Source organism: Paraburkholderia sp. BR13444, from assembly GCF_040948755.1.
Lineage (GTDB): Bacteria > Pseudomonadota > Gammaproteobacteria > Burkholderiales > Burkholderiaceae > Paraburkholderia > Paraburkholderia youngii.
The window spans coordinates 95,375-115,033 of sequence record NZ_JBFPKM010000011.1; the positions used below are offsets into that span (position 1 = coordinate 95,375).

At 63.9% G+C, this 19,659-nt stretch carries 19 protein-coding genes; 8 read left to right on the forward strand and 11 right to left on the reverse strand.

The window, feature by feature from the left end; all coding sequences use genetic code 11:
• The first annotated feature begins 14 nt into the window (after positions 1-14).
• The 4 genes from AB3X95_RS27420 (at position 15) to AB3X95_RS27435 (ending at position 3,473) form a co-directional block, all read left to right on the forward strand.
• The gene (locus AB3X95_RS27420) at positions 15-1,109 is read left to right on the forward strand and encodes an ABC transporter ATP-binding protein (RefSeq protein ID WP_368623041.1); all 1,095 of its coding nucleotides are present in this window, start codon (positions 15-17) and stop codon (positions 1,107-1,109) included.
• Positions 1,110-1,171: 62 nt separating this feature from the next.
• A complete protein-coding gene (locus AB3X95_RS27425; RefSeq protein ID WP_368623107.1) occupies positions 1,172-1,984 on the forward strand; it encodes a transporter substrate-binding domain-containing protein in 813 nt (270 codons plus the stop codon).
• A 62-nt stretch (positions 1,985-2,046) separates the two neighbouring features.
• Positions 2,047-2,814, forward strand: a complete 768-nt coding sequence (locus AB3X95_RS27430) for an amino acid ABC transporter permease (RefSeq protein ID WP_368623042.1) — start codon at positions 2,047-2,049, stop codon at positions 2,812-2,814.
• Between the two features lie 2 nt (positions 2,815-2,816).
• The gene (locus AB3X95_RS27435) at positions 2,817-3,473 is read left to right on the forward strand and encodes an amino acid ABC transporter permease (protein ID WP_152854273.1); all 657 of its coding nucleotides are present in this window, start codon (positions 2,817-2,819) and stop codon (positions 3,471-3,473) included.
• 44 nt (positions 3,474-3,517) lie between these two features.
• On the opposite strand, the gene AB3X95_RS27440 is transcribed toward AB3X95_RS27435, so the two are convergent.
• Genes AB3X95_RS27440 through AB3X95_RS27460 form a run of 5 tightly spaced genes read right to left on the reverse strand, consistent with a single transcriptional unit; the run spans position 3,518 to position 8,347 of the window.
• The gene (locus tag AB3X95_RS27440; protein ID WP_368623043.1) at positions 3,518-4,639 is read right to left on the reverse strand and encodes a hypothetical protein; all 1,122 of its coding nucleotides are present in this window, start codon (positions 4,637-4,639) and stop codon (positions 3,518-3,520) included.
• 40 nt (positions 4,640-4,679) lie between these two features.
• A complete protein-coding gene (locus AB3X95_RS27445) occupies positions 4,680-5,999 on the reverse strand; it encodes a hypothetical protein (RefSeq protein WP_368623044.1) in 1,320 nt (439 codons plus the stop codon).
• Between the two features lie 25 nt (positions 6,000-6,024).
• The gene (locus AB3X95_RS27450; protein WP_184228763.1) at positions 6,025-7,284 is read right to left on the reverse strand and encodes a hypothetical protein; all 1,260 of its coding nucleotides are present in this window, start codon (positions 7,282-7,284) and stop codon (positions 6,025-6,027) included.
• A 44-nt stretch (positions 7,285-7,328) separates the two neighbouring features.
• Entirely contained in the window at positions 7,329-7,967 is a 639-nt protein-coding gene (locus AB3X95_RS27455) for an NADPH-dependent F420 reductase (protein WP_368623045.1), read from the reverse strand.
• Positions 7,964-8,347, reverse strand: coding sequence for an aldehyde dehydrogenase family protein (locus AB3X95_RS27460; protein ID WP_368623046.1), 384 nt, complete (start codon positions 8,345-8,347; stop codon positions 7,964-7,966). Before AB3X95_RS27460 ends, AB3X95_RS27455 begins: the two co-directional genes overlap by 4 nt.
• Positions 8,348-8,725: 378 nt before the next feature.
• Between AB3X95_RS27460 and AB3X95_RS27465 the strand changes: the two genes are divergently transcribed.
• Positions 8,726-9,637, forward strand: coding sequence for a LysR family transcriptional regulator (locus AB3X95_RS27465; RefSeq protein ID WP_184228766.1), 912 nt, complete (start codon positions 8,726-8,728; stop codon positions 9,635-9,637).
• Positions 9,638-9,718: 81 nt separating this feature from the next.
• Here the strand turns inward: AB3X95_RS27465 and AB3X95_RS27470 are convergent, their stop codons facing one another.
• Together AB3X95_RS27470 and AB3X95_RS27475 are read right to left on the reverse strand one after the other, a co-directional pair.
• Positions 9,719-10,081 carry a LysR substrate-binding domain-containing protein gene (locus AB3X95_RS27470; RefSeq protein ID WP_368623108.1) on the reverse strand — a complete coding sequence of 121 codons (363 nt, stop codon included), beginning with the start codon at positions 10,079-10,081 and terminating at the stop codon, positions 9,719-9,721.
• Entirely contained in the window at positions 9,964-10,632 is a 669-nt protein-coding gene (locus tag AB3X95_RS27475) for a LysR family transcriptional regulator (RefSeq protein ID WP_368623109.1), read from the reverse strand. Before AB3X95_RS27475 ends, AB3X95_RS27470 begins: the two co-directional genes overlap by 118 nt.
• 213 nt (positions 10,633-10,845) lie before the next feature.
• On the opposite strand from AB3X95_RS27475, the gene AB3X95_RS27480 reads away from it, so the two are divergent.
• Both AB3X95_RS27480 and AB3X95_RS27485 read left to right on the forward strand, forming a co-directional pair.
• Entirely contained in the window at positions 10,846-11,823 is a 978-nt protein-coding gene (locus AB3X95_RS27480) for a zinc-binding alcohol dehydrogenase family protein (protein WP_368623047.1), read from the forward strand.
• A gap of 565 nt (positions 11,824-12,388) precedes the next feature.
• Positions 12,389-13,390 carry a DnaJ C-terminal domain-containing protein gene (locus AB3X95_RS27485; protein ID WP_368623048.1) on the forward strand — a complete coding sequence of 334 codons (1,002 nt, stop codon included), beginning with the start codon at positions 12,389-12,391 and terminating at the stop codon, positions 13,388-13,390.
• An 83-nt stretch (positions 13,391-13,473) separates the two neighbouring features.
• On the opposite strand, the gene AB3X95_RS27490 is transcribed toward AB3X95_RS27485, so the two are convergent.
• The 3 genes from AB3X95_RS27490 to AB3X95_RS27500 are packed head-to-tail and all read right to left on the reverse strand — an operon-like array spanning position 13,474 to position 17,505.
• Entirely contained in the window at positions 13,474-14,778 is a 1,305-nt protein-coding gene (locus tag AB3X95_RS27490) for a cytochrome c (protein WP_368623049.1), read from the reverse strand.
• Positions 14,779-14,795: 17 nt separating this feature from the next.
• The gene (locus AB3X95_RS27495; RefSeq protein ID WP_368623050.1) at positions 14,796-17,048 is read right to left on the reverse strand and encodes a molybdopterin cofactor-binding domain-containing protein; all 2,253 of its coding nucleotides are present in this window, start codon (positions 17,046-17,048) and stop codon (positions 14,796-14,798) included.
• A 1-nt stretch (position 17,049) separates the two neighbouring features.
• Positions 17,050-17,505, reverse strand: a complete 456-nt coding sequence (locus AB3X95_RS27500) for a (2Fe-2S)-binding protein (protein WP_368598570.1) — start codon at positions 17,503-17,505, stop codon at positions 17,050-17,052.
• 350 nt (positions 17,506-17,855) lie between these two features.
• Here AB3X95_RS27500 and AB3X95_RS27505 point away from each other — a divergent pair, with 350 nt between their 5' ends.
• Positions 17,856-18,254, forward strand: coding sequence for a hypothetical protein (locus AB3X95_RS27505; RefSeq protein ID WP_176123102.1), 399 nt, complete (start codon positions 17,856-17,858; stop codon positions 18,252-18,254).
• Between the two features lie 251 nt (positions 18,255-18,505).
• Here AB3X95_RS27505 and AB3X95_RS27510 read toward each other — a convergent pair whose 3' ends face one another.
• Positions 18,506-19,435 carry a peptidoglycan DD-metalloendopeptidase family protein gene (locus AB3X95_RS27510; RefSeq protein ID WP_368623051.1) on the reverse strand — a complete coding sequence of 310 codons (930 nt, stop codon included), beginning with the start codon at positions 19,433-19,435 and terminating at the stop codon, positions 18,506-18,508.
• Positions 19,436-19,659: the final 224 nt, after the last annotated feature.

The following is a 19,659-nucleotide window of genomic DNA, read 5'->3' on the forward strand; positions in this document are numbered from 1 at the left end:
TGCTGGAGCCTGCGATGACCCATCTGACCTTGCAAGCCGTCACGCGGCGCTTCGGCGCCGTGCATGCCGTCGACGACGTCGACCTGAGCGTGCCCGACGGCAAGCTCGTCTGCTTCCTCGGCCCGTCCGGCTGCGGCAAGACCACGCTGCTGCGGATGATCGCCGGGCTCGAAACGCCGAGCTCGGGCAGCATCCATTTCGCCGGCCGCGACATCACGTGGCTGCCGGCCAACCGGCGCGACTTCGGCATGGTGTTCCAGTCGCTCGCGCTGTTTCCGCACATGACGGTCGCGCAGAACGTCGCGTATCCGCTGAAGCTGCGCAAGGTCGCAAGAGAGAAGCAAACGCGCCGCGTCGCCGAACTGCTCGAACTGATCCAGCTGCCGCACATGGCGAACCGGCCGGTCACGCAGTTGTCGGGCGGACAGCGTCAGCGCGTCGCGATCGCGCGCGCGATTGCTTCGGAGCCTCAACTGCTGCTGCTCGACGAACCGCTGTCCGCGCTCGACGCCAAGCTGCGCGAAGCGATGCAGGTCGAAATCCGCTTGCTGCAGCAACGCCTCGGCATCACGACGATCATGGTCACGCACGACCAGCGCGAAGCGATGACGATGGCCGACGAGATCGTCGTGATGGAGAAAGGCCGCATCGCGCAGATCGGCAAGCCGCTCGACATCTACCGCGATCCCGTCAACGAGTTCGTCGCCGACTTCATCGGGCTCGGCAATATCCTGCCGGTGCAGTACGACGGCGCGGGCGTCGTGAGCCTGCCGGGCGGACGGCGCATCGCGGTGACGCCGAGCCCGAGCGCGCCGCTCGCCGATGCGCGGCAGCCGGTTGCGAGCGGCGACGCGATCCGCCTGTTGATCCGCCCCGAGGACATCTGCGTGAAGGCGGCCACGGAGACACCGGACGCGAACCGGCTGCCCGGCACCGTCACATTCATTCGCGACGTCGGCGCCTCGCTCGAAGCGACGATCGATTGCGTGGGCTTCACGCTGACCGCCGCGACCACGCCGCGCGAAACGCCCGGGCTCGCGCTCGGCATGCCGGTGCTCGCCGAGCTGCCGCCGCACGCCTGTAAGCTGATCGCAGCGCGCACCGCCTGATACCCGAACCCATCCCACACGCTTCGCTTTGATAAAACCGCATGACGACAGAGGACCAGATGATGAACCAGCGCCCCGCTCTCCAATCGACCCGCCGCGTGTTCGCGACCCTCGCCGCGACGCTCGCAATCAGCGCGCTCAGCGCGCTGCCATCGGCCGCGCATGCCGACGCGCTCGACGACATCGCGAAGTCCGGCACCGTGCGCATCGGCGTGTTTGAAGACTATCCGCCGTTCGGCTCGATCGGTGCGGACATGAAGCCGGTCGGCTACGACATCGACGTCGCCAATCTGATCGGCAAGGCGCTCAACGCGAAGGTCGAACTGGTACCGGTGACCGGCGACAACCGCATGGCCTTCCTCGCCGATCGCAAGGCCGACATGCTGCTATCGGTCGGCCAGACGCCGGAGCGCGAAAAAGTAATCGATTTCTCGCAACCGTACGCGCCGTACTACCTCGCGGTGTTCGGCCCGAAGTCGCTGCCGGTGAAGAACGCCGCCGATCTCGGCGGCAAGTCGATCTCGGTCGCGCGCGGCACGCTCGAAGACCTGAGCGTCACGAAGATCGCGCCGCCGTCGGCGAACATCAAACGTTTCGACGATCCGAACGGCGCAATTTCGGCGTTTCTTTCTGGTCAGGTACAGTTGATGGTGGTCGGCAACGACGTCGGCGCGACGATTCTCGCGCGGCATCCGGCAAACGATCCGGAGCAGAAGTTCGCGCTGTTCAGCTCGCCCGATCACGTCGGTCTGAACAAGAACGAGCCGCGCCTGAAGGCGAAGGTCGACGAAACGATTGCCAAGGCCCGCAAGGACGGCACGATGAACGCGATCTCGCAGAAGTGGCTGCGCGCGCCGCTGCCAGCCGATCTCTGAAACCCGTGGCGCGGTGCTGTGAAGTCCGCGCCGCAAACTGATCCTACGATGGGCACGAGGCCATGACTTACGCATTCGATTTCAGCGGCTTCGGCCTCTATGCAGGGATGCTCGCGCGCGGCGCCGCCGTGACGCTCGGTCTCACGGCCGTTTCGACCCTGGCGGGCGGGCTCGTCGGGATTGCCGGCGCGAGCATCGCGGCGGCCGGGCCGAAGTGGGCGCGCTGGCTGGTCGCGAGCTACGTCGAGCTGATCCGCAACACGCCGTTTCTCGTGCAGCTGTTCTTCGTGTTCTTCGGCCTGCCGAGCCTTGGCATTCATATCGACGAGATCCAGGCCGCGATTCTGGCGATGAGCGTCAATCTCGGCGCGTATGCAACCGAGATCGTGCGCGCCGGCATCGATTCGATTTCGCGCGGCCAGGTGCAGGCCGCCGAGGCGCTCGGCCTGCATGGACGCCAGGTGTTCCGCTACGTCGTGCTGCCGCAGGCGCTCGCCAACGTGTTTCCCGCGCTGCTCGGCCAGGTGCTGATCGTGATGCTCGGCTCGGCCGTCGTGTCGCAGATCTCGGTGCCCGACCTGACCTATGCGGCGAACTTCATCCAGTCGCGCAACTTCCGTTCGTTCGAGAGCTACGTGATCATCTCGGCGAACTATCTGCTGATGTCGATCGTGTTGCGGCAGTTGTTGAACCGCTTCGGCCGCGGGCTGTTCGCGGGCCGCGCCGCGCGTGGCGCCAACCACAGCAGCAGCGGCAACGACGGCTTGCCGCGCAACTGGCGCGGCCGCCTGATGTGGCGCGGCACGCGTACCCTGCCGACGGAGCGCTGATCATGGTCGAATTCACGCTGTGGGATATCGCCCGCAATCTGCTGCTCGCCGCGCGCTGGACGGTGCTGCTGTCGCTGATCGCGTTCGTCGGCGGCGGGGTCGTCGGGCTCGTGCTGCTCGCGATGCGCGTGTCACCGATCGCATGGCTGCGCCGCATCGTCGTGCTGTACGTCGAGGTGTTTCAAGGCACGCCGCTCTTGATGCAGCTCTTTCTCGCGTTCTTCGGCTTGCCGCTCATCGGCATCGACGTGTCGCCGTGGGCCGCCGCGGCCGTCACGTTGACGCTCTATACGAGCGCTTATCTGGTCGACATCTGGCGCGGCTGCGTCGAAGCGGTGCCGCGCGGTCAGTGGGCGGCGGGCGCGAGCCTCGGCATGACGTTCGGCCAGCAGTTGCGCTATATCGTATGGCCGCAGGCACTGAAGATCGCGGTCGCGCCCACCGTCGGTTTTCTCGTGCAGGTGGTGAAGAGCACCGCGCTCGCGTCGATCATCGGCTTCATCGAACTGACGAAGACCGGCACGATGATCACGAATGCCGCGTTCCGGCCGTTTCCGATTTACGGCATGGTCGCGATGATCTACTTCGCGATGTGTTTTCCGCTGACCTGGTATGCGCGCGTGCTGGAGAAGCGGCAGAAGGTCGGGCAGCATCGGTGAGGTGACGACTAGCCGCCGAAGGCCAAGGGTTGCCGCCACGCTCGTTACGCTGAATTCGCTGCTCGTGTGAGTTCAAAGCGAATCCTGTGGTTGGTGCGTTCCACGGTCAATTCGCGGTGCGCTCGGAGCGGCCCGTCAAACGCCTCGAACAGATTGTTGCCGCAGACGTCCTCAAGGTACGGCGCGACGCGAATGGCTGGCCGCGTCGCCGTCCAGGGCGAATCCGGCGTAAAGGTCCAGCGTCTTTCGCCCTTTTCGATCGCCACGCGCCCTGCTACCGGAAGTCCGTCGTCGCCCACGACCATAATCGCGCGCCGCAGCAACGCCCAATCCAGCGGCCTCGGAAACACCATCTCCAGAGGTTGATAACTCTGCGCCGCAGGAGGTAGAAGCGTCCAATCCGCGAGCGCAACGGGCTCCCGGACCGCCTGAGCGACAACGAAAGGCTTGCAGAAATTCTGCCGTAGCGGACGACCGGATGAGTCGACCATTGCCGAGCCGATGGCCAATGCGTAGCGTTGCCCCAACCTCAGCGGCGGACCCAGTTCCCGATTGGGACCTACCCAGCGTTTCAGCCTGCCCGGATCCAGCAGAACCGTCAGGCATCGCATGTTCCTGTCCCATAGCTCCAGCGCAGGCCGATAGAGCACGTCGTGCGCAGGCCGTCCATCGGGGCCGACGAGACGGATCTGCGCCTCGGCACCGCCACGCCGCATCGGGCTGGAAAAGCAAACGTAGAAGCGAAGCAGGTTTTCCGGCAGCACATCGGCGGATGGAAAGACACCCGTTACCGAAGCCGGGTCGACCCCGATCGGGTTCGGTAGCGAGAATTCGAGTGTCAGCACGTCCGCATACCCGACCCGGCCGAGCGGCCGCGGATCGAAGCTTGCCCGATAGCGAACGCCCGGTTCGAACGGAAACCGCGGAACGAATCGCACTCCGGCCTTTAGAAGCTGATAGCGGCCGGCCACATCGGGAAGTTCGTCGCCGCCGCGCATGGCAGCATCGATGACGTTCACACGCAGCACGGATTGCAGCTGGCGGGCCGTTCCCTGGCGTTCGACGAGAAACTCAACGAGATCCGCATCGAGGTTGTACACGCCGACGCAAGCCGCCCCGCCCCGCTGTGTCTCGTGCTCGACCCGCAGTGTTGGCTGAAGTGTCATTGGCATCCTTACCCAGTCTCGTTGCGTGATCTGCCCACCGCTACGCGTGGTCGATCTCGTTGCGATGTTCGCGGTAGTGGAACGGATCGGGGCCATTCGGCCAGTTCATTTCCGCCATTCCCAATCTGCGGTCGAAGAAGTACGGAACCATCAGCGTACCGATGTCCAGCCGCCAGGACGTCTTCGGATGCCGCCAGATGACGACTGCCCATCGTGGATCGAGAATCGCGATATGTTCCGCCCGGATCGGCAGATCGCGCTGGGTACGCCCGAGGCCACCCGGCCCGAAATCGATTGGGCCACCGGTCGGCTCGGGTTTCGCGGTCGTCAACTCGGCAGCTTCGATGCGCGACGCGCTGCGTACGTCGATGGTTACCAGCAAGTAATCCTTATGGTCTGTCGGATCCGTATAGGTCAGCATATCCAGCGGATTCGACCCATAGCCAAGCTCGCCGATCGTGTCCCCACGCACATGCGCGCCATCCTTCAAATCTTCCAGTTGGAAGCGAACGAGCGGCGTGCAACCGTACACGGCAAACAAGTACGGTTTTCCATCCATCTCCCGGATCAGTTGCCGCACGATCGGGGCGCGCGTTTCGAACTCCCCGTGCGTCGGGTGCCAGATTTCGACGGTGCTCGTCGACAGGCGGGAACTGAACGGGTACGGGATGCGATAGAGCGTCGATGCAAAGCGCTGATTCGAGATCCCTGTGACGAAAACTTCGCCGTTGTAGTACTTGACATCCGTAATCGCATAGACCTGCTGGGGCTCGAACTCCAGCATCGCCCTCTGGTCCGGCTCGTTTGGAATTGCCATTTTCGAGTGCGCAATACCGTCCAGTTCGACCAACTCGAGCTTGCCGTGATTGACCTTCACAATCGCAGCCATGGCACCTGGTCCGCTGCCGCGCTCGACCGACATGAAGATCTGTCGCGACGGCTGATGGATCGCCATATCGTTGATGACAATATTTCCGACCGTCGTGCCGAAGAGCGCAGCGAGCTTCTGATCCACGCCCAAAACCAGATCGCGGCCTTCGAAGTTGTGAAAATTTCCCATCTCCACGTCGAGCTGTGAGGTTACGTCCGAATCCTTCAGTGCGAACGCATGCACGGCCGCACCCGTGATATCGCCGACGAAGAGGACATTGTCGGGCCCGAACTCGAGGGCTCCCGCAGACCGAAGCGGTCCGCCCGGCCGCGGCAAGCCGCCCCTCTCCACCTCGGCCCTGGCCTTTTCGCCCCCGGCCAGCGCCGGGCGGGACAAGGCAAGCATGAGTGCCGAGGTCGAGCCCGCACGCAGAAATTCGCGCCGCGCACGAGCCTCTTCCGCCATACCGGATTTTGTCGTGTGGTCCATTGCGTTCCCTGGTTGTCGTTCGATGCTAGATGGTGGCGAATCCGCCACCGGCAGCCGTCAATCCACCGCTGACCTCGAGCGCATCGATCGCGCCATGCAGTTCCAGCGGATTGACGCCTTCGCCATGCGTGATCAGGCCGCCGGCGATTGCGATCTTGCGCGCCGATCCTCCGGGCTTGATGCTGAGCGCCGTCGCTGCAAGCCGGACAACGACGCCTTTGACCAGTGAGTCGCCCGTACCGCCCCACGTCTCGATGCCCCGGCGGACGACGATTTCGCCGACAGGCTGGCTGATCTGAATGCCCACTGCGCCATCAGCATGCGTGACGACGCGCTCGAATTGCGCCGACCGCACGGTGCCCGTGTAGACATTGAAGCCGCGCGATCCCTGCCCGAACGTCTCGATCAACGCGTTGACTTCGAGCCGCTCGAGGGAGCCGAAATTGACGAAGCCGATGCCGCTCGGCCCGTGGGACGTGACCTTCCCGTCGACGATCCAGCGATCGACGGTTCCCCAGTTGTCGAGCACCATGTCATTCGAACCGTAGGTCGTCACCGGGCCGTGATTGTGCACACTGGCAACGAATGCGCCCGACACGACGAACACGCCGCCGGTGATGCGATCCGGCGTCCCGGGCGCGATGCCGCCATCGCTGTGGACGGCGCCTGTCTCCAGGCGATTCGCCACGACACGCCCGCCCATCTCTCCGGCGCCACCAACGAAGATGCCGCTGCCGCGGACCGGCGCACCGGCACGGCCCGCCGAAAGCCCGGTGAGGTCCGCCGTGATGACCACGCCGCGGTCTTCGCTCTGATTCCAGAGCGTGAAAACGCCAGGAACGACTTCGACGCCGTATCCCTTCGGGCGCTCTTCATAGCCACGGGCGTCCGCGGCCCAAATGTCGATATCGTGTGCTTCGACATGGCCGCCAGCCACGCTGTCGCGGGCCAGCAGTTGCACGACGCCCACAACACTCAAATGGCGCAGCACGAGCCGACCGAATCCGTCGACACGCGTGTCGTTGAAAATGGCGCGCCGATCGGGGTCCGTGGCAACCCGCAAGCCTTCGACCCGATTGTCTGCCGAAAGCTGGAGCCCGTCGCTGCCGGGCGCGAAGCGCAGGGCGGCATGTGCGTCGATGCCGGTCAGAGCCAGACCGGGCCGCAGGCGAAGGGCTGCCACCCCATCGATCTGCGCTGAAACGACGATATACAGAACCTGGTCGTCGTCGACTGCCGTCTGCAATTCGGCGAGCGTTGAGACGGTGCGCGTTTCGGTGTTCATGGTGAGTCGTTCCTCCATGATCTGATGCACGGTGCGCAGGCCGCTTAGACGAGCGACATGGCCTCTTTGGCGCTGACCAGCTTGCCAAGCTTTCCATACTCGTGCAGATCGCCGCCAACCTCGATCCGGATCGACTGGTCGATGCCGCCCACGCGCACGGGAGAAAAACCGCTGACGGTAATGAGTCTTGCCACGACCTCGCCGGCTTGTGCATCGTCCGCTGCATAGAACAGCACGGCACGCTCCGGCGACCGGTTTGCGCCGGCTTCCAGCGATTCGGCGCCCAGCGTGCCGAACGCCTTGACGAGACGCGCCCGATCCGGGAGCAGCCCGGAAATCAACACGCCAGAAGATTGCTCGTCAGGAATGATCTTCCTGTATCCGCCCTTACCGTCCGGGGCGATCGGGTTTGACGGGTCCACGATGATCTTCCCCGCCAGCGCCTCACGATGGGTGACGAGAAAGTGCCTGATTGCGTCGAACTGGATCGCCAGCACAATGACGTCCGCCTTGGCAATTGCATCCTCGACTCTCGACGCTTCGGCATGGCGGCCGAGGTCCCGGGCCACCTCCTCGGCCTCATCCGGCGTCCTTGCCGCGACGATGATCGTCTCGCCGCCAGTTACCAGATTCTTCGCCAGCCGGGAACCTATGTTTCCAAGGCCGATGATTGCCGTGCTCATGACAGTTGCGCTCCTTTCTGTTTCCCGCCTGCGTAACCGCAACGGTGCATCGCGGCGGATGATGTAATCAGTGACGCTTTGCATTCGTCTTCGCTGTCGAAAGCGTGCGCGACGAGGATCGGCCCGAACACTTCCGTCTGTGCGATCGCCGGGGAATGGTCGTTGATCTCCAGAAGTGCCGGACCATAGAAGGCGCCCCGCGCGAGCGGCCCATCGTTGACGACGCCCGCAGGCAGACTAGCGACTTCGCAGAACACCTCGCACATTCGCGTGTTCGTCTGCGCGGTGAAGCCAGGCCGACCTCGCAAATTAAAAGCCATATCACACTCCCGTCCGGTTTCCCGTTTCGTTAAGAGCTGCTGCTCAAACACTCGTGACACGCAATGTGTTCTGGATGGTAGCCAACCGTTCGGCTGACCGCTAACGGACATCGCGGAAATCGGATTTCCATTTCTGGAAAGCTCACGCGAGAGGCCGCGTTTGTATGCTCGAACGTGTACCCGTGATGGGGAGGAAGAAGCCCATGCTCGCGCCAACCGAAGTGCTGTCCTCGATACTCGAGAAGCCAACCGATATCGAGCGGGACTTTTCCAGGCAATCCGAACGGCGAGCGAGTCGTGCTGTAGGCGACTGGATCCTTTACGTCGCCACGGGCGGACGGCTGCCTTGCTGCCGCCCGGTTGCGGCGGTAATCTGCTTCAGACGATTGAGGGCCGCAGATCGCCAGCAAGGTGCGGGGCGGACGGAGCGTAACGGTAATGAAAGATCTGAATACGCTGCTGATTTTTGCGAAGGTTGTCGAGGCGAGCAGTTTCTCGGAGGGCGCGAGGCGGCTGAAGATGCCCATCTCCTCAGTGAGCCGCCGTATTGCCGAACTCGAAAATCAGCTGGGTGTTCGTTTGCTCGATCGATCCACGCATCACCTGAGGCTCACAGACTTCGGCACCGAAGTATTCGAGCTCGCGAGACAGGCCACCGAGGTCAGCGAAGCGGTCGACAATGTCATTTCGAACCGCCTGCCCGCGGTGTCCGGCGCCGTACGGCTCTGTGCGCCGCCAAACCTCTCCGATTCGCTGATCGTACCTGTCGTCGGAGCCTTTCATCAGTCTTACCCGGACGTGGAGGTGAAGGCATTCATTACCGAACGCATCGTCGACCAGATAGCCGAGGACGTCGATATCGCGTTCAAGGTCGGAACCTTCACCGACGCGACGCTCGCAGCGCGCACGCTTCTGACCTACCGGCATCAGCTCGTTGCAAGTCCAAAGTACCTCGCCAGATGCCCGCCTCCGGAATCGCCGCGGGACCTTCCCGCGCACAGGCTTTTCGCGTTCTCTTTCTGGAAGCCGGACTATTGCTGGAGCTTCGTTCATGTCAACGGCCGGGATACCGAAACGGTTTCCTTCCAGCCGACAATTGCCATGAACGATTACTCCGGGCTCATTGTGGCGCTGCTCGAGGGCTGCGGCATTGGGGAACTGCCGCCCATCGTCCAGCCAGACCTCGTGCGCAGCGGGCAGCTCGTCGAGGTCTTGCCGGACTGGCATCTGCCGGTGTTCGACCTGACCATCGCCAACCTGCGCGACCGCTATCTGCCCCGGCAGGTCCGCATCTTCAGGGACTTCGCGTCGAAGATGGTGCCTGGGCTCTTTGGCACCCTACCATCCTGAAAAGGCGAAAACAGGCGATACCACCGAACCCCCTTTCAACCATTCGAAGTCCGCCCGTCAGGAGCTCGAATGTTCCGCGCTTTACTCCGGAAAATCCGGAAACAACAGGGGTGCCATTTCAATCGCGAATTCCTTGAAGAGCCTGCACGGTTTCGAAATGTGCCGGTTGCCCAAGTACACGAGTGAGAGGTCGTATGTCGGGAGTCGCCACTGCGGCATCACCTCCACCAGCTTGCCCTCGCGGACAAGATCGGGCCGGACCACAGGGGGCAGTTCACCGATGCCGGCACCCGCCAGCAACATGGAAGCGAGGCCGGCAAAATCGTTCATCGCGAATAACGGCTGGAACGTGAGCGTCTGCTTTTTCCTTCCATTCTCGTGCACGAAGCACCAGCTGCAATCCGCCTTCCAGTGCGAAAACGCAAGGAGGCGATGCTCGAGCAGATCCCGCGGCTTTCGGATCGCCCCGCAGCGCTTAAGGCAGGCGGGCGTTGCCACGATATGCGATGCCGATAGGCCAGAAGGCGCCGCGCGACCAGCGACGAATCGCGCAATGCACCAACCCGGAACACAAGGTCGACGCCGTCCGCGATATGTTCGACGTAGCGCTCGGTAACGAGAATCTGAAAACGCACGTTCGGATAGCGCTTCTGGAATTCCAAGACGAGCGGCGTCAGCAAGGTGTCCGAAACGCTCGGCGGCGCCGAAAGGCGCAAGAGCCCTGACACGTCCGAGAGATGGCTGGAAGCGACTCTGTCGATGGCCTCACCCAGCTCGGCGCCTCGCACGGCTTGCTCATACACCTCCTTGCCGAGGTCGGTGAGGGTGAGATTACGCGTGGAGCGCTCCAGGAGCCGAACGCCCAGTGCCTTCTCGAACTCTGCAATGTGCCGGCTGACCGTAGAGACCGGCATGCCAAGCCGGCGTGCCGCCCCGGAAAGGCTGCCCGATTCGACCACCTTTGCGAATATCACCAGCGAGCTGAGGTTCGCCATCGCTTTTCCATCATTGGAAAACCATTGTGCGCCAATCGTCAGCGGCGTCGCAAGAACGGGCGCCAACCCGGGAGTACGAGCGCGCACGTGACACGTCATGGCACGCCGACCTTCCCGGAACTGGAAAACGTTTTTCTGCTTTTCCGTCTACCGGAAAATCGCGGCTCGTCTATGGTTTCGAATAGACACTCGCGAGCCGCAAAGGAGGCGTCGATGACGACCATGAAAGCAGCAGTGATCCACGAGCCGGGTGGTCCTGAGGTGCTCAGGATCGAACAACGTCCCATACCGACGCCGCAGCAGGGCGAGGTGCTGATCCGCGTGAAGGCGTTCGGACTCAACCGGTCCGAAATGTTTACGCGCCAGGGTTTTTCCCAGAGCGTGAAGTTTCCGCGCGTGCTGGGAATCGAGGCGGTCGGCATCGTGGAAGACGCACCGGGAATGGAGTTCGCCAAGGGCGATACGGTTGCCACCGCGATGGGAGGCTTGGGGCGTGAGTTCGACGGCAGCTATGCGGAGTACACCTGCGTACCTGCCCGGCAGGTGCAAAAACTGGTCACTGGCTTGGCTTGGGAAACGCTCGGCGCAATGCCGGAAATGCTTCAGACCGCGTGGGGCTCGCTGTTCAAGGCCCTCGCGCTGCAAGAGCGGGACCGGCTGCTGATTCGGGGCGGAACGACATCGGTTGGACTTGCCGCCGCGGCAATCGCCAATGCGCACGGTGCGTTTGTGATTTCGACGACCCGCAATCCGCAGAAAGGCGACGCGCTGCGTGCGAACGGCGCCGACCGTGTCGTAATAGACTCGGGCGCAATCGCGCAGGAGATCGGCGAAGTGTCGCCCGGCGGCGTCGATAAAGTGCTGGAACTCATCGGAACCACGACGCTGAAGGACTCGTTGCGCTGTGCAAAACAAGGCGGCGTGGTGTGCATGACTGGCATTGTTGGCAACCAGTGGTCGTTCGATACCTTCAGTCCGATGGAAGTGATACCGAGCACGGTGAAACTCACCATTTACGACGGCGGAGTCAATGAATTCATGGCGACGCCGTATGACGAATTACTGGCGCAGGTGAAGGCCGGAACACTTCGCGTCCCCGTTGGGAAGGTTTTCCGGCTCGACGAAATCGTGGAAGCACACCGGTGCATGGAAGAGAACAAGGCTGGAGGGAAGATCGTCGTGCTGCCATGAAGGCGGCCTCCAGGCGATTGCACCGACCGATGGAAGCCGCCATCTCACGTTTCGCGATGCACACCGACAATAGCTGGCCAGAAGGAAACCGCGCCCGCGGTGGCCTCCGAAGCACCTTCACTAATGGCGACGCGGCCGAGCTAGCCCGGCGTGCAACGCGCCGCACAATTCCCTAATTTCCTTGTGCGGTGTGTCGACACGAAACGCCGTTATTTTTTGGCGGCTAGATGAACGTCAAGCTGGCCGCAACCCGGCTAGCCGGAGTCGTCACGACGACCGCAAAGCGGAATGTCCGAAATGAACCCGAAGGGCCGTTGCACCCGGAAGCTGCCGTTGATTTTGTGCATGCTTGAAGGGCAGTTCCGGGTCGTCCTGAGCCACATATACATGCCCTCGCCCACTGCTTTCCGACGCCCTGCCGTCTCCCCTGCGCAACGAAACTCATCCGGTATCGGCAACCCACTGCCACGCCGACGATCTCCATTGGAAGTTTCGAGGTCAACTGACAGCCGTTTCGCTTTGTCTTGATAGAGTTACGCCTTCTAAAAGAACGACGGAGCAGTGTGTGAGCGTCGATGAATACTACAGACGGCTAAACCTGCCGTGCAATGCGTCACCGTCAGACATCAAGCGCGCATACCGGCGGCTAAGAGCTCAGTACCATCCGGACCGCAACAAGGGGCGGGAATCGATGGTCGAGCCGGTGTTCAAGCGCATTCAGGAAGCATTTGAAATCCTGACCGGTGAGCGCAGCTCGCCCGTGCGAAGCTCGATGGGGACGTCGGCTCAGGATCACGACAAGGAAGCTCGCTCTCGCGCGCGCCATAACGCGCCGCCGATGCGTGGCGCGAACTGCCTGATCGAACTCTTCGTGCCGCTCGAAGCCGCTATCTATGGCGGCGAGATCGAAGCGAGCTACCCTGTGAAGGGTCCGTGTCAGCAATGTCAGGAAATGGGCTCTCCGTGCATGAGCTGCCACGGCAGCGGCCTGTCGGCCGCCAGCTCGCGCTGCCTCGACTGCGACGGCACCGGGCGCCCGCCAACCAGTGAGACGTGTTCGACATGTCTCGGCATGGGTAGGAAGACCTACCGGAAATCCGAGGTGGTGAAGGTTCCGCAGGGCGCCTGGGATGGCCAGCGTCTTGTCGTCGAAGGCAGTGGCCATCCTGGGACGAATGGTGGTCCGCCGGGCGACGCCATCTTCTCGGTCGTGATCGTGTGCGATACGGCCTTCCGTCGCAACGGGCTGAATCTCGCGTGCGATATCCATGTTGATTTCGTGACGGCCACGCTCGGCGGCAACTTCGCCGCACAGATCCTCGGCCACGCCCTCCAGCTGAAGATTCCACCGAATGCGAACGCGGGCACCACGATCCGCTTGCCTGGGCATGGACTCACGCACCATAACGGCTCGCGCGGGGACCTGACGTTACATCTGGTTCTCGCGATGCCGTCCGCTGCGTCACATCTGAGCGACAACGAGCGACAAACGCTACGTGAGATGTTTGAGGATGCGGAGCGTCGAGCAATGCATGCTGTTCCAGCACTCTCGCAACACAAATCATAAAGCCGTGCTCTTGAGCAAACTGGCAACCCTGCGCTGCATGGGCTGCCACTTTTGCGCTCCGTTCCGCCGCACTCACCTCTCGATCACCGTCCCGCCTGAGTCGACTGCCGCAACTTCGCCACCTCCGCCGCCCCAACCGCCGGCGCGCCGTTGTTCCAGCCCGCGCGCACGAAGCTCAGCACGTCGGCGATCTGCTTATCGTCGAGCACCGCAGCGAAGCCGGGCATCGGGAACGGCGACGGCACGCCGTTGATCACGAGATCGCCGGTGCCGTTCAGCGTCACGTTGATCAGCGACGATGCGTCCTTCGCGAGCACGTTCGGATTGCCGGCAAGCGGCGCGAGCATCGGCGCGAAGCCGCGTCCGTCGACACCGTGGCAATGCATGCAAAACGCGGTATAGACGCGCGCGCCGGCATCGTTCGCGGGGCGATCGAGCGACACCTTCGTCGCCTGCGGATCGTACGTATAGGCCGCCGCGCCGTTGCCGCCGACCGGCGGCAGCGACTTCAGATACGCCGACATCGCCGCGATGTCCTGATCGCTCAGCGCTTGCGTGCTGTTGTTGATCACGCTCGTCATCGCGCCGAACGCCGACGCATGGCGATTCGCGCCGGTCTTCAGGAACGTGCGCAGATCCTCGTCGCTCCAGCGGCCGAGCCCGGCGTTGTGCTCGCCGGTCAGGTTCGACGCGAACCAGCCGTCGAGCAGCGCGCCGCTCAGGAACGCGCTGCCGCTTTCGTCGAGCTCGCTTTCCTGGAACGCAACGCCGCGCGGCGTGTGACACGACCCGCAATGTCCGAGCCCCTGCACCAGATACGCGCCCCGATTCCAGGCGACGTCCTTGCCCGGCTTGTCGCGATACGCGCCCTTCTGCAGAAACGCCATGTTCCAGAACATCAGCGGCCAGCGCATGTTCAACGGCCACTTGATGTCGGACTCGCGATTCGCCTGCTGCACCGGAGCGACGCCGTGCATGAAGAACGCGTACAGCGCCTTCACGTCGTCGTCGTTGACCTTCGCGTAGGACGGGTACGGCATCGCCGGATACAGGTTGTGCCCGTCTTTCGCGACCCCCTCGCGCAGCGCCCGCGCGAAGTCCGCTTCCGTGTAGCCGCCGATGCCGGTCTGCGCATCGGGCGTGATGTTGGTCACGTAGATGCGGCCCATTGGCGTGTTCATCGGCAGGCCGCCGGCGAACGGCTTGCCTTTCGGCGCGGTGTGGCAAGCCGCGCAGTCGCCGAGTTGAGCGAGATAGGCGCCGCGTTGCACGAGCGCTTGATCGGCTGCGCCGGCACCCGCCGGAGTCGCGGCATCAGCAGGCGCTTGGGCGAGAAACGGCAAGGCGACGCACAGCGCCGCGCCAAGACCCTTCAGCATGTTTTTCATGTCGGGCTCCTTGCGCGTTACGCGCTGTGCAGTTGACGGCCAACCGGCAACTGCCGCAGCCGCGTGCCGGTCGCCGCATAGATCGCATTGGTCAGCGCGGGCGCGAGCGCCGCGGTGCCGGGTTCGCCGATGCCGCCGGGCGCCTCGCCGCTCTTCACGAGATGCACGTCGATCGGCGGCGTCTCGTTGATGCGCAAAATCCGGTAGTCGGTGAAGTTGTTCTGCTCGACGCGGCCATCCTTGATCGTGATCTCGCTGTACAGCGCCGCCGTGATGCCGAAGATGATGCCGCCCTGCACCTGCGCCTCGATCGTGTTCGGATTCACGTACATCCCGCAATCGACCGCGCAATTCACGCGCTTGACCGTCACCTCGCCCTGCTCGACCGCGACCTCGACGACGATCGCGAAGAAGCTGCCGAACGCGTGCATCACCGAGATGCCGCGCCCTTGCCCCTTCGGCAGCGCGCTGCCCCAGTTGCCGGCCTGCGCGGCCACGTTCAGCACGTTCAGCGCGCGCGGCGATTTGCCGAGCAGATTACGCCGGTACTGCACCGGATCGATCTTCGCGTGCGCGGCGAGCTCGTCGATGAAGCTCTCGACGACGAACGTGCCGCGCGTCGGCCCGACGCCGCGCCAGAACGCGGTGGGCACCGCGTGCGGTTCCACGCGCACGTAGTCGACCAGCTGGTTCGGCAGGTCGTACGGCAGATCGGCGGCGACTTCCACCGCGTCGGGATCGAGCCCGTTCTTGAACGCGGGCGGCGCGAAGCGCGCCATGATCGACGAACCGGCGATGCGATGCTGCCACGCGATCGGTTTGCCATTCGCGTCGAGCCCGGCCGAGATCGTGTCGTAGTAGTACGGCCGGTACATGTCGTGCTGGATGTCTTCCTCTCGCGTCCACAGCACCTTGACCGGCGCCGACACCTGCTTGCCGACCTTCACGGCCTGCGTGACCATGTCGGTTTCGAGCCGCCGCCCGAAGCCGCCTCCGAGCAGATGGTTGTGCACGATGATCTTGTCGGCAGGCAAGCCCGTGACCGCGGCCGCCGCATCGACGACGCGCGTCGGCACCTGCGAGCCGAGCCAGATTTCGCACGCGTCGCCGCGCACGTGGACCGTGGCGTTGACCGGCTCCATCGTCGCGTGCGCGAGGAACGGCTGCTGGTAGACCGCGTCGACGCGCGACTTCGCATCGCCGAACGCGCGGCCGACGTCGCCGTCCTTGCGCGCCACCGCGCCGCCGTGTTGCGAGGCCGCCGCGAGATCGTCGACGATGCGCTTCATCGATACCTGCGCGCCCGCGCCTTCGTTCCACTTGATATCGAGCGCCTGCAAACCGCGCTTCGCGGCCCAGGTATGGTCACCGATCACCGCGACCGCGTTGTCGAGCTCGATGACTTCGCGCACGCCGGGAATCTGCTTCGCATGCGCAGCGTCGACGCTCGCGAGCGTGCCGCCGAAAACCGGGCAGTTCGCGATCGCCGCGTAGACCATGCCGGGCAAGCGCACGTCGAGGCCGAACTGCGCGGTGCCGTCGACTTTCTCCGGCGAATCGAGACGCTTCGCCGGCGTGCCGATCAGCTTGAAATCCTTCGGGTCTTTCAACGGCACGTTCTGCGGCGCGGGAAGCGCCGAGGCCGCCTGCGCGAGCTGACCATAGCTCGCGCTGCGATTGCTGGCCGCGTGGACCACCTGCCCGCCTTGCGCATGGCAACTGGCCGGATCGACCTGCCACTGCTGCGCGGCCGCGTTGATCAGCATCACGCGCGCAGTCGCGCCGGCGCGGCGCATCGGCTCCCACGCGAAGCGGATCGACGTCGAGCCGCCGGTCAACTGCCCGCCGAGCAGCGGGTCCATGAAGAGCTTTTCGTTGGGCGGCGCGTGATCGAGGGTGACCGAGTCGAGTGGGACTTCGAGTTCTTCGGCGATCAGCATCGGAATCGACGTATAGACGCCCTGACCCATCTCGACCTTCGGTATCACGAGCGTGACCTTGCCGGCGGTGTCGATCTGGATGAACGCGTTCGGCGCGAACACGCCGCTTTGCGGCGCCTCGTTCGCATCGCCGCCGATCACGCTCTTGGCCGACTTCTGATCCTGGCTCGCGGCCGGCATGCTGAAGCCGAGCAGCAGACCGCCGCCAGCCGCGGCGCCGACCGTCGCGCCGAATTTGAGGAACGTGCGCCGCGAGATGCCGTGCGCATGCCGCGCGTTGGTGTCGGTCGGCTGCGCGCCGTTCTGCGCATCGAGCAATCCCTGGGACATGTCAGGCCCCCTTCGCAGCTTGCTTGATCGCCGCGCGCACGCGGTGATAGGTGCCGCAGCGGCAGATGTTGCCCGCCATCGCGGCGTCGATGTCCGCGTCGCTCGGATTGGGATTGCGCGCGAGCAGCGACGCAGCCGACATCACCTGCCCGGACTGACAGTAGCCGCACTGCACGACGTCGAGTTCACGCCAGGCCTGCTGCACTTTCTGGCCCGTGGGCGTGGCGCCGACCGCTTCGATCGTGACGATCTTGCGGTCGCCGACCGCCGCCGCCGGGAACACGCACGAACGCACCGCGACGCCATCGAGATGCACGGTGCATGCGCCGCATTGCGCGATGCCGCAGCCGAACTTGGTGCCGGTCAGCCCGACGAGATCGCGCAGCACCCACAGCAGGGGCATGTCGGGCGGGGCATCGACGGTATGGGTTTCGCCGTTGATATTGAGCGTTGTCATGAGCGGCTCCGGTGGGGATGTTGTCGTGGTCACGCGGTTTAGATCGCGACACCGCACCAGAGCGCGAACATGCGCCGTTTTGTTCGGCATGTCGCGCTAATCCGCGATCAAAAGCGGCCTGCGATCGAGCGGGTGTCGACAGAAAACCGGCCGATTGTAGTCGTGTCGAAACAACTACGCTTTGGCGGTGCCAGGCGGCACCTCGCGTGCTATGCGGGGTGGATCGCATGTGCCGGCTGGGGCGATGCGTTACCATCGATGGATCGATCCGTCGCGCGACCCGCTGCATCGCACCGAGTGGTGTTGCGACGCGCGATTCCGTCGTGTCACCTCAGCCGCTGGAGCCGCCGATGAACGACCCGCAATGCATTCAATTTCTCACGGATGTTCGCCGACCATTGCTTGCGCTGCACAAGGCGATTCTCGATCACGAACGCGCCGTTTATGAAAAGGAGTTCGGCCCGGTGACGCCGGCGGCATTCCTGCAGGTGCTGATCAACGGTTCGGGGTTTCGCTGGCTGACGCCGCTATCGACGGTGATCGCGAGCGTCGATGAGACTCTCGACGACGCGGAGGCCGAGGCCGGCGACCGTCTCGCGACGGCCGAGGCCGTGATCGGACTGTTCTCGCCCGAGCAACCGAACAACCACTTCCTGCCGCGTTATCTGCCGCTGTTGCAGGCCGATCCGGCGATCCTGCATTACCACGGCGAGGTATCGCGTTTGCTGCGCGCCGTGCAAACGACCTAACGGCGATTCGCGCGGAGCACGGCGGCGGCGCGTGCGCTGCGTGCCGGCTCCTGCATTTCCTCACCGTTGACAAGTGGCCGCGCGTCGGTGCGGCATCGTCGATGGCCGGTACTTTTGCGAAAATTGAGCGAAATGCTCTGACGTGAAGGTACTTTTGCAACGATTTATCGACCGCCTGGAAGGCGCGGCCGACCAGATTACCTGGGTTAGCTGAATAAATCCAAGGTGAGCTTTTGCGGGAACGCCGAAGCTCAACTGCGCCCCTGCGGCAGGTAACGCAGCGGATCGACCGGCTTGCCGTCGTGCCGCACTTCGAACCCGACCGACACACGCGAGTTGTTCTCGTCGCCCATCTCCGCGATCTGCTGCCCCTTGCGGACGATGTCGCCCATCTTGACCAGCAGCTTGCGGTTGTGCGAATACGCGGTCAGAAAATCCTTGTTGTGTTCGACGATGATCAGGCTGCCGTAGCTGTTCAGTCCGGTGCCCGCGTACATCACCTTGCCGTCGGCGGCGGCTCGCACCGGATCGCCCGCTTTGCCGCCGATCTCGATGCCGCGTGTTTCGCCCGGCTGAAACGCTTCGACGACGCTGCCCGCGGCAGGCCACGCGAGCGTCACGCTGCTCGCATGCCGGCGGGTTTCCTGCGTGACCTGGCGGACTTCCGCGGCATCCGGAGCGGGTGCGGCGGACTGCGTCGAAGCTTGTGCCGACGTTGGCGCTGTCGCTTGTGAATCACTCGGCGCCGCGTATCGCGCCGCCGCATTGGCCGCCTTCACCGCGCGCACCGTCTCCGGCGACGCGACGTGCAGCACCTGCCCCGGCTTCAGCCGCGCCGACGCCTTCAGCCCGTTCCATGCCTGCAATTGCTTGACGCTAATGTGGTGACGCTGCGCGACCCGCGCGAGCGTGTCGCCGCGCCTGACCCGATACACGAGCGGCGGCGATTTTTTCAGCGGCGCATTATCGCTGGCATCGATCGACAGCGGCGCGGCTGCCGCCGCATCGCCGGACGCTGTTCCCGTCGCATTCGCCGCCGGCACGCCGGACGCTGCGTTGGTGCTGTTTGCCACTTCGTTCTGCGCATTCGGCTGCCCGACGTTCGCGCAACCGCTGAGGGCCAGCGCGACCCATGCGCCGGCGAGACCGGCCAGGATCGTTCTGTCGAAACGCTTTCTCATTCTGTCCGACTCCTGCTGTATAGAGGCGCAAGCCGGATACGCCGCTGCCGCTGACAAGGCGCGCGATCTTCGGCCGCGCGGCCTTCCCGACGACACGGCGAAGCTGCCTCGAAGGGCGCTCACTCCGTGCCTGCTTTGCCGATCAAATTTCTGGCGGAATTCTAAAGTGCCGTTTAATAAAAACGCCCCGCGCCACACACTCTGATACAGACGTTACGAGCCGT

Bases quoted from the DNA above. Each gene is read 5' to 3' on its own strand.
- AB3X95_RS27420 (WP_368623041.1), top strand. From the start codon at position 15: ATGACCCATCTGACCTTGCAAGCCGTCACGCGGCGCTTCGGCGCCGTG.
- AB3X95_RS27425 (WP_368623107.1), top strand. From the start codon at position 1,172: ATGAACCAGCGCCCCGCTCTCCAATCGACCCGCCGCGTGTTCGCGACC.
- AB3X95_RS27430 (WP_368623042.1), top strand. From the start codon at position 2,047: ATGACTTACGCATTCGATTTCAGCGGCTTCGGCCTCTATGCAGGGATG.
- AB3X95_RS27435 (WP_152854273.1), top strand. From the start codon at position 2,817: ATGGTCGAATTCACGCTGTGGGATATCGCCCGCAATCTGCTGCTCGCC.
- AB3X95_RS27440 (WP_368623043.1), bottom strand. From the start codon at position 4,639: ATGACACTTCAGCCAACACTGCGGGTCGAGCACGAGACACAGCGGGGC.
- AB3X95_RS27445 (WP_368623044.1), bottom strand. From the start codon at position 5,999: ATGGACCACACGACAAAATCCGGTATGGCGGAAGAGGCTCGTGCGCGG.
- AB3X95_RS27450 (WP_184228763.1), bottom strand. From the start codon at position 7,284: ATGAACACCGAAACGCGCACCGTCTCAACGCTCGCCGAATTGCAGACG.
- AB3X95_RS27455 (WP_368623045.1), bottom strand. From the start codon at position 7,967: ATGAGCACGGCAATCATCGGCCTTGGAAACATAGGTTCCCGGCTGGCG.
- AB3X95_RS27465 (WP_184228766.1), top strand. From the start codon at position 8,726: ATGAAAGATCTGAATACGCTGCTGATTTTTGCGAAGGTTGTCGAGGCG.
- AB3X95_RS27475 (WP_368623109.1), bottom strand. From the start codon at position 10,632: ATGGCGAACCTCAGCTCGCTGGTGATATTCGCAAAGGTGGTCGAATCG.
- AB3X95_RS27480 (WP_368623047.1), top strand. From the start codon at position 10,846: ATGACGACCATGAAAGCAGCAGTGATCCACGAGCCGGGTGGTCCTGAG.
- AB3X95_RS27490 (WP_368623049.1), bottom strand. From the start codon at position 14,778: ATGAAAAACATGCTGAAGGGTCTTGGCGCGGCGCTGTGCGTCGCCTTG.
- AB3X95_RS27495 (WP_368623050.1), bottom strand. From the start codon at position 17,048: ATGTCCCAGGGATTGCTCGATGCGCAGAACGGCGCGCAGCCGACCGAC.
- AB3X95_RS27500 (WP_368598570.1), bottom strand. From the start codon at position 17,505: ATGACAACGCTCAATATCAACGGCGAAACCCATACCGTCGATGCCCCG.
- AB3X95_RS27505 (WP_176123102.1), top strand. From the start codon at position 17,856: ATGAACGACCCGCAATGCATTCAATTTCTCACGGATGTTCGCCGACCA.
- AB3X95_RS27510 (WP_368623051.1), bottom strand. From the start codon at position 19,435: ATGAGAAAGCGTTTCGACAGAACGATCCTGGCCGGTCTCGCCGGCGCA.